3 protein-coding genes are annotated in these 9,705 nt (G+C 66.9%); 2 read left to right on the top strand and 1 reads right to left on the bottom strand.

All coding sequences use genetic code 11. The features are described from left to right. The first annotated feature begins 507 nt into the window (after positions 1 to 507). Both C6Y44_RS18230 and C6Y44_RS18225 read left to right on the top strand, forming a co-directional pair. Entirely contained in the window at positions 508 to 7,707 is a 7,200-nt protein-coding gene (locus C6Y44_RS18230) for an amino acid adenylation domain-containing protein (RefSeq protein WP_436839533.1), read from the top strand. 153 nt (positions 7,708 to 7,860) lie between these two features. Continuing rightward, positions 7,861 to 8,616, top strand: coding sequence for a polysaccharide pyruvyl transferase family protein (locus C6Y44_RS18225; protein WP_192378505.1), 756 nt, complete (start codon positions 7,861 to 7,863; stop codon positions 8,614 to 8,616). Between the two features lie 77 nt (positions 8,617 to 8,693). Here C6Y44_RS18225 and C6Y44_RS18220 read toward each other — a convergent pair whose 3' ends face one another. Beyond that, positions 8,694 to 9,551, bottom strand: a complete 858-nt coding sequence (locus C6Y44_RS18220) for a glycosyltransferase (RefSeq protein ID WP_159417804.1) — start codon at positions 9,549 to 9,551, stop codon at positions 8,694 to 8,696. Positions 9,552 to 9,705 lie beyond the last annotated feature (154 nt).

Here is a 9,705-nt window from a genome sequence, read left to right as displayed (position 1 = left end):
CGACGTGGTGGGGTCGCTTCGGCGGCCCCGCCACCTCGGCGGATGAGTGCAGGCGGGGTGCGCCGGTAACGTCGGGAGTGGTCGGAGAGATGAACCCCATGGGGTTACTGCCGAGTAAGTTCGCCCGTATCCGGCGGGTGACTATGCTTGCTCGGTTCGCAGACGCGACCATTGGGATCGAAAGCGAAGGGTATGGGCTTTTTCATGCGTTCACGACACGACGGCAGCTCGAACGGGGCCTCTCCGGTGAACGCATCCTCTTCGTCCGATTTCCCGTCGGAGACGCAGCCCCGCGAGACGCAGGCCGACGGTGCCCGCAGCCGGGCACCGCGTCCCGAACGTGCACCGCGTCCCGAGCGCGCGTCCCGTCCCGAGCGTGCACCCAGGCCCGAACGCACGCCCCGCCCCGAACGTGGTGCCCGCCCCGAGCGCGCTGCGCGCCCGGCCCGCGGCGAGCGCGCGCGTGGTCGTCGTGGTGTGTTGTTGCCGCAGTTGTTGGTGTCGGCGGTGGAGTCGGCCGGTGATGCGGTGGCGGTGGTGGAGGGTTCTCGGTCGTTGTCGTATCGGGAGCTCGATGCGGTGTCGTCGCGGTGGGCGCGGTGGTTGATCGGTCGTGGGGTGGGGCCGGGGGATGCGGTGGTGGTGGCGGTGCCGCGGTCGCTCGAGTCGGTGGTGGTGTTGTGGGCGGTGGCGAAGTCGGGGGCGACGTTCGTGCCGGTGGATCCGGGTTATCCGGCCGAGCGGGTGCAGTTCATGGTGGCCGATTCGGGTGCGGTGTTGGCGTTGACGGTGGCGTCGGTGGCGCAGGTGGTGGCTGAGGCGGCGGGGTCGGTGCCGGTGGTGGCGGTCGACGAGGTGTCGGTGGCTGCGCAGGTGGGGCAGTTGTCGTCGCGTCCGGTGTCGTATGCGGATCGGGTGCGTTCGCTCGAGCTGTCGGATGCGGCGTGGATGATCTATACCTCGGGGTCGACGGGGCGGCCGAAGGGTGTGGTGGTCTCGCATGCCGGTGTCGGTGGGGTGGTGTCGGCCGAGCGTGAGCATTTCGGGGTCGATGCTTCGTCGCGGGTGTTGCATGTGTGTTCGCCGAGTTTCGATGTGTCGTTGCTCGAGTTGGGGGTGGGGTTCTCGGCGGGGGCGACGGTGGTGGTGGCGCCGGCGGGGGTCGGTGGTGGTCCGGATCTGGCGGATGTGATTGCGTCGCAGTCGGTGTCGCATGTGTTCATGACGCCGGGTGCGTTGGGGTCGATGGATCCTGCGGGCTTGGACGATCTGCGTGTGGTGGTGGTGGCGGGGGAGTCGTTCACCCCGGATCTGGTGCGGCGGTGGTCGGTGCCGGGTCGGCGGCGGTTCTTCAATGCCTATGGTCCGACGGAGACGACGATTCTGGCGACCTCGTCGGCGGAGTTGGTGTCCGATGCGCCGGTGGTGATCGGGTCGGCGATCGCGGGGGTGGGGGCGTTCGTGCTCGATGAGCGGTTGCGTCCGGTGCCCGAGGGTGTGGTCGGTGAGTTGTATGTGGCCGGGGCGCAGGTGGCGCGGGGTTATCACGGTCGGTTCGGGTTGACCGCGGCGCGGTTCGTGGCCGATCCGTTCACGCCGGGTGGTCGGATGTACCGGACGGGGGATCTGGTGCGTCGCGGCGGCGATGGGGTGTTCGAGTATGTGGGGCGTAGTGATTTCCAGGTCAAGATCCGGGGGTTCCGGATCGAGCTGGGGGAGATCGATGCGGTGTTGTCGTCGGTGCCGGGGGTCGGTTTCGCGGTGACGGTGGGGGCGGCGTTGGCGTCGGGGGAGTCGGCGTTGGTGTCGTATGTGGTGCCCGAGGCGGGGGTGGTGCTCGATCCGGCGCAGGTGCGGGCGTCGGTGGGGGAGGTGTTGCCCGGTTATATGGTGCCGTCGTCGGTGACGGTGCTCGACGAGGTGCCGCTGACACCGGTGGGGAAGGTGGATCGGGCGGCGTTGCCGGCGCCGGTGTTCGAGGTGGCCGAGTATCGGGCTCCGCGGTCGGCGGTCGAGGTGGCCGTGGCCGAGGAGGTTGCGCAGGTTCTGGGGGTCGAGCGGGTCGGGTTGGATGATTCGTTCGTCGATCTCGGTGGTAATTCGTTGGCGGCGACGCGGTTGGTGGCGCGGTTGTCGGCGCGGTTGGGGTATCGGGTGGCGGTGCCGGTGGTGTTCGAGGCGTCGTCGGTGCAGGAGTTGGCGGCCCGTGTCGATATCGATGCGGCCGGTGCCGGTGCCGGTGCGGGGGCGGCGCGGTTGGTGGCGCGGCGGCGTCCGGATCGGGTGCCGTTGTCGTTGGCGCAGCAACGCATGTGGTTCCTCAACCGGCTCGAACCGCATTCCGCCGTGAACAATATCCCTGTGGCCATTCGTCTTTCGGGACGTCTGGACGTCGATGCGCTGCAGGCAGCAGTCTCCGACGTGGTGGAACGTCACGAATCGCTCCGCACCGTCTACCCCGAGATCGACGGTGTCGGCTACCAGCAGGTGCTGCCCGCCGCGGACGCGGTCGTCGAGGTCCGTCCCGAGACCGTCGGGGCCGACGAGGTCCCGGCCCGGGTCGCCGAAGCGGTCACTACCGGCTTCGATGTGACGCAACAGGTTCCGATCCGAGTGCGTCTGTTCGCCGTGGCCCCGGACGAGCACGTGCTCGTCGTCGTGGTGCACCACATCTCCGCCGACGGCTACTCGATGGGGCCGCTGACCCGCGACGTGGTGACGGCCTACGCCGCGCGTGTCGCGGGCGGGGAACCCGGATGGGCACCGCTCGAGGTGCAGTACGCGGACTACACACTCTGGCAGCGCGAGGTCCTCGGCGAGGAGTCCGACCCCGAGTCGCTCATGGCGCGCGAGACGGACTTCTGGACGCGGACCCTCGCGGATCTGCCCGAAGAGGCGACGCTGCCGTCCGATCGTCCCCGGCCGGCCGTCGCGAGCTATCGGGGTGCCTCGCACCGCCTCACCCTCGACGAGCGGGTCCGCGCAGCGATCGCCGATCTCGCCCGCCGCAGCGGCGCAACGGAATTCATGGTCGTCCACGCCGCGCTCGCCGTGCTTCTCGCCCGGCTCGGCGGTAACGACGACATCACCATCGGTACTCCCGTCGCCGGCCGTGGCGACGCCGCGCTCGACGATCTGGTGGGCATGTTCGTCAACACCCTGGTGCTGCGTACACCCGTCGAACCCGATGCGTCCTTCGGCGACTTCCTCGATTCGGTGCGCACGGCCGACCTCGAGGCGTTCACCCATGCCGACGTGCCGTTCGAGCGGCTCGTCGAGGTGCTCGATCCGCCACGTTCGCAGGCGCGTCACCCGCTCTTCCAGGTGATGCTCACCTTCCAGAACATGCCGGTCTCGCAGCTTGAACTGCCCGAGCTCACCGTCTCCGGTATCGACTTCGACGCGCAGGTCGCCAAGTTCGACCTGCAGGTGACCGTCGCGGACGTCGTCGACGCCGCCGGCGATCCCTCCGGTCTCGTGGTGGAGTTCAACTACGCCACCGAACTGTTCGACCCGCAGACCGTCGCCGGTGTCGCAGAACGATTCTCGCGGATCCTCGAGGCGGTCACCACCGATCCGCGCGTCGCGGTCGGCGACGTTCCGCTCGTCACCGACGACGAGCTCGACCGCATCCTCACCGAGTGGAACACACTCGGCGAGTCCGTCCCGATCGTCGAACCGGCCACGCTGGCTGCACGTTTCGACGCCGCCGTCCGCGTGCACGCCGCGAATGCCGCGGTGACCCACGGCGAGACGACCCTCACGTACGCCGAGCTCGGTGCCCGCGCGAACCGGATCGCACGCCGGCTCGTCGCCGCAGGCGTCGGGCCGGGAACTCTCGTCGCGGTGGCCCTGCCGAGGACCGAGGACCTCGTGGTCGCCCTCACCGCGGTCGTGCTCTCCGGCGGCGCCTACCTGCCGATCGACACCGCACATCCGCAGGATCGTGTGCGATACATCCTCGACCAGGCCCAGCCCCGCGTGATCCTCACCTCCGATGCGCTCGGAGACGAGTCCGGAGCGGACGCGTTGCGCGGCAGCGGAATCGACATGCTCGACGTCGCCGCCGCACAGAACGACGACTCGGTCTCGGCCGATCCGCTCACCGACGACGACCGGATCGCATCGCCCCAGCCGGACGATCTCGCGTACGTCATCTTCACCTCCGGTTCCACCGGTCGCCCCAAGGGCGTCGCCGTCACGCACCGGAACGTGCTGACCCTCTTCGCCAACGCCGAACCCCGCTTCGGCTTCGGCCCGGACGACGTGTGGACGCTGTTCCACTCCTACGCCTTCGACTTCTCGGTGTGGGAGCTGTGGGGACCGCTGCTGTACGGGGGCCGCCTCGTCGTCGTCGACTACCTCACCTCCCGGTCACCCGAGCTGTTCGCGCAGCTCGTGCGCCGCGAGGGCGTCACGGTGCTCAACCAGACGCCATCGGCGTTCTACCAGTTCGACGAGGCCGATCGCACTCTCGCGGCCGACACCGCACCGCTCGCGCTGCGCTACGTCGTCTTCGGCGGCGAGGCCCTCGACCCGGCCCGGCTCGCGGGCTGGTTCGATCGTCACCCCGCCGGCCCACAACTGGTGAACATGTACGGCATCACCGAGACCACGGTGCACGTGTCGTACCAGCCCATCGACCGCGCCCTCGCGAAGGCCGGTGCCGCCAGCGCGATCGGACGCTCGCTTCCCGGACTGGACGCCTACGTCCTCGACCGGCGCTTGCATCCCGTGCCCGCCGGCGTGCCGGGCGAGCTGTACATCTCCGGCGACCAGCTATCCCGCGGATATCTCGGACGTCCCGACCTGACGGTCGCGCGCTTCGTCGCGAACCCCTTCGGTCGAGGTCGCCTCTACCGCACCGGCGACATCGCGCGGTGGAACGGTGAAGGCATCCTCGAATACGCGGGTCGCAGCGACTCGCAGGTCCAGCTCCGCGGCTTCCGCATCGAACTGGGCGAGATCGAGTCGCAGCTGCTGCAGGCTCCGGGTGTCGCACAGGCCGTCGCCATGGTCCGGGACGACGGACTCGGCGAACGTCTCGTCGGTTACGTCGTCGCCCGCACCGGTGAGACCGTCGACGCGGCCGCGGTGCGCGCGCACGCGTCCGAATTCCTCACGGGGTACATGGTTCCCGATGTGGTGACCGTGCTCGACGAACTCCCGCTCACGGTGAACGGCAAGCTCGACCGTCGCGCTCTCCCCGTGCCCCGCATCGACATCGACGCCGATCGTTTCCGCGAACCCGCCACCGAATCCGAACGGATCGTCGCGCAGGTCTGGAGCGAGGTACTGGGCATCGAACGCGTCGGCGCCGACGACTCGTTCTTCGACCTCGGCGGTAACTCCCTCGTCGCGACGCGGGTCGTCGCGCGCATCAACGAGGCGACCGGAGCGAGCCTGGCCATCCGGGAACTGTTCGAGGATCCCACCGTCGCGGGTCTGGCGGCGCGCGTCGACGCCGGCGGGTCCGATCGGGCCGTGCCGGAGCTCGTCGCACGGCCGCGTCCCGATCGCATCCCGCTCTCGCTCGCACAGCAGCGCATGTGGGTGCTCAACCAGCTCGATCCCGGCTCGGCTGCCTACAACATCCCGCTCGCGATCCGGCTGCGTGGGGAACTCGACACCGAGACCTTCGCCGCGGCCGTCCGCGACGTCGTCCAACGGCACGAGACGCTTCGGACGATGTACCCCCAGGACGAGGACGGACCATTCCAGCGGATCCTCAGCGCCGATGTCGTCGAGCAACTGTCCGTCGTCGAAGCCGCGTCCGAGCGGGAGGCACTCGAAGCTGTCACCGATGTAGCAGCCCGCGGATTCGACGTGGCCGCCGAGGTGCCGGTGCGCGGTCGGCTCGTCTCGCTGGGCCCGGACGACCATGTTCTGGTTCTCGTGGTGCACCACATCTCCGCCGACGGCGCCTCGCTCCCGCCGCTCGCCCGTGACCTCGTGACTGCATACCTCGCACGAACGGCGGGGGACACACCCTTCGGGGCGCCGCTCGAAGTGCAGTACGCGGACTTCGCGTTGTGGCAGCAGGAAGTTTTCGGCGACGCTGATGCCCCTGATTCCCCGGCGGGAGCCCAGCTTCATTACTGGCGGCGACAACTGGCCGGAGTACCGGATCAGCTCGACCTCCCCACCGACCGACCGCGTCCTGTCCAAGCAAGCGGCGGGAGCGCAACGACCACGATCGAGGTGTCCGCGCAGACCCGCACTTGCCTCGACGAACTCGCGTCCGAGCACCGAGCCTCGCTGTTCATGGTCGTCCACACGGCTCTCGCGGTGCTCCTTGCCCGGTTGAGCAACTCCCGCGACGTTGTGGTCGGCACCCCGGTGGCCGGGCGCGGGGCACGCGCCCTCGACGACGTGGTCGGCATGTTCGTCAACACCCTGGCGCTTCGCACGGATGTAGACCCCGCAGGTCGCTTTGCCGCGCTGCTCGACTCCGTACGGACCGGCGATCTCGAGGCGTTCGCGAACGCCGACGTTCCCTTCGAACGCGTCGTGGACGAACTCGGCATCACGCGATCCTCCGCCCGGCACCCGGTCTTCCAGACGGTCCTGTCCTTCCAGAACATCGAGCCTCCTCGTATGGCGTTGCCCGGCCTCACGGTCGAAGCGCTTGGAACCGGTGAACTGTCGGCCAAATTCGACCTGCAGGTGACGGTGGAACCGCGCGACGACGTCACCGGTGAGCGGGGTGGAATGGCCATCGCCTTCACATATGCCACCGATCTGTTCGACGGTGAGACGGTCGCGGGGTTCGCTCGTCGTTTCGTCACGATCCTGGATGCCGTGGCTGCGGATCCGGCATCGGTCGTCGGCGACATCGAGATCCGCACCGCCGATGAGATCGCTGCGGTCACCGATGTCGTCTCCACCTCGGCCTCGGTACCGCTGGCGGACGCTGATGTGACCATCGAACAGGAGCTGCGGGTAGCGGTCGAGTCCGATCCGGATGCTCCCGCGGTGGTGATCGGGGAAACCGAAATATCCTATGCCGACGTGGATCGTCGGTCGTCCCAGTGGGCGAGGCACCTGGTGGCACTCGGAGCCGGACCAGGTACGACCGTAGCGGTGGATCTGATGGTCGGTCTCGAACTGGTGCTCGCTGTCTGGGCTGTCGCCAAGACCGGGGCAACACTCGAGACAGACGCGTCACCACACTCCGGCTGGGTTCTCACGACTTCGCAGAACAACCTGGAGGGGGCAGTGACCGCAATACGGATGGATGATGCGGCGCTCCTGACAACGGTGTCCGCGCTTCCGGGACGGTCCATCGCCTACACCGAGCGTACGTCGGTACTCGGTGCAGAGAATCCGTCCCTGCGGTTGAGGGGTAGCGAACTGACCCAGGGGCGGGCAGTTGCGGTACTGCGTCGAGGCAACCACGACGCGGGCCTCACCTACGACGCACGTGTCCTCGTGGCAGGTGAGAATGCCGACGCGGCGACGGTGTACGCGGTGCTTGCTGCCGCTCTTGCGGGTGCAGTCCTGATCATCCCTCGGTCGGCGGACGATCTGGGGCGCGCAGCGCACGACGAGTGGGCTACCCATGCCTTCGTCCCCTCCACCGACATTGCAGCGCTGTCCGGATGCGAGGATCTCGAGTTCGTCTCGGTGACCGACGGCATAGAGTCGAAGATCCCGGTCTCGCTCGATGGGGTGATCTGCTCGACGACAGATCCGTGGCGCCGGTGATCACGAGCAGCCCGGCACCGTGATACACGTCCGACCGGCAGGTTCCTCGGGTTACCGATACGATCGCACCTCGTGATCCCCTATCTGCGCAGGCTTCTCACAGATCGCTTCACACCGGGCCGTGAAGGTATCCGGACATTCTGGTGGCGGCGAATGGGCCTCCTCACCGATCGTCCGAACTTCGGTGACGAACTGACACCCGGAATCGTCCACGAGATCTCAGGCGAGACCTGCACATGGGCCCACCCCAAGAGGAGTGAGTTGATCGGGGCGGGTTCGATCCTGGAGATGGTGCAGACTACAGGTGCGCCGAAGGGACTAAAGGTGTGGGGCTCGGGCTTCATGACCGCGCCGACCCGACGGAACTTCGACAACCCGGACTTCGACTTCTACGCGGTCCGGGGGAAGCTCACCTTGAAGCGCATCAGCCCGACCCGTGAGGTCGTGCTCGGAGACCCCGGCCTCCTGGCCGGCCGGATATATCCGCGAGCGGAAGTCATTCCCGGTCGCATCGGACTCGTGTACCACTACATCGATCAGAAAGATCCCGTCGTGCAGGCGCTCGCGCGCGAAGGACGCGTCACCCTTATCGATCCGTCCAGGGAACCTGCCGACGTTGCTGCCGACATCACCTCATGCGAGCTCGTCTTCTCGAGCAGCCTCCACGGCCTGATCGTTGCCGATTCGTTCGGTGTCCCGAACGGCTGGATCGCTCTCAGCGGGCGGATCGGGGGCGGCCGATACAAGTTCGAGGACTACTACTCGGCCTTCGACGCGGAAGCGGTGCTGCACGACGCGGAAATCGTCTGGGACACGGCTGCGATCAGGAGACTGGAAAGCAGATACCGTCCTGTACCCGATCTCGATCGGCTGCAGGACGACCTGATCGGAGCCTTTCCGTACTTATAGGGGATTGTTTCCGGTGTTCGTCCGTTCCGCCGGTGTTCGTCCGTTCCGCCGGTGGTCGGACGATGCGGGCCGTCCGTCTAGGAGATCGGATGTCGTTCGCCGATGGGGAGCGCACGAGAGCGCTTGCGGTGCCCCTGGGAACGCGAAACATATGCATGAGCCCTGTAGAGGGGCAGGAAGCCCACATGGACGAAGATGTTCGCAACGAGTAGTAGCCGTAGCCCCAGATAGTCGTATCCATGCCGCGAGAAGGTCCGCTTCGTGGCCTGCGTGTACTGGAGGTAGTCCTTCACACTGCTGTTCCCTCGTCTACCCGAGACCAACAGGCACATATGGGCCGACTGTCCGAGTCGGAACCCCCCCTTGAGGAGGCAGAGAGAGAGGTCTACGTCCTCGTGGACATCCTTCGACGTGTCCGTACTGTCGTATACGGCCAGCCATGCGCGTCGTCGCACCGCCATGTTCGCACCGGACAGCATGACGACCGGGCGCGTGCCGCGAGAGCGCCAGCGACGGGATACTCCGTCGGAGATCTTCCGTTTCAGACCGGAGGCCGGTGATTCGTACAGATACGACACTCCTGTTACAGCATCGTATTCGGGCTCACGCTCAAAGAATTCGTGGATTGCACGGGCCCACGAGTCGCCTACGAGAGTATCGGCATCAACGCGCGCAATAATGTCCGAAGTCGATGTTGCGAACCCCGCATTTCGGGCATGAACCACGCCTGCGACCGGCTCGTCGATTACGACAAATTTATCGAAACGGTCAGTAAAACGCATTGCAATATCCCGTGTTCGATCGGTCGAATTGTTGTCGACCACTACGACCTCATCGATCCACTCCCGGTTGCGTGCCAGGGTGGCGAGGCATTCACCGATGTAATTTTCCTCGTTGTAGGCCGGCACGACGACGGATAGGCTCGCGCGATTCATATTTCTTCACAGTACCGAGAGCGGCCACTACCCGCCGGTTATATGAGCGGCACGTGTCGTAGATCTCATTGTTACCCTCCGGCCTCGGGAAAGTGTGAATTACCTGGCCGAACGCCGGGGAAGTCCTGCATATGGCGTGGCCGACCGGTAACTT

Origin of the sequence: Rhodococcus rhodochrous (assembly GCF_014854695.1) — a bacterium.
Classification (GTDB): Bacteria; Actinomycetota; Actinomycetes; order Mycobacteriales; family Mycobacteriaceae; genus Rhodococcus.
The sequence above is the reverse complement of the archived record's forward strand: the minus strand, read 5'-3'. Positions and strand labels throughout refer to the sequence as shown.

Excerpts from the sequence above, each read along its gene's own strand:
- C6Y44_RS18225 (WP_192378505.1), top strand. The coding sequence starts at position 7,861 with ATGGGCCTCCTCACCGATCGTCCGAACTTCGGTGACGAACTGACACCC.
- C6Y44_RS18220 (WP_159417804.1), bottom strand. The coding sequence starts at position 9,551 with ATGAATCGCGCGAGCCTATCCGTCGTCGTGCCGGCCTACAACGAGGAA.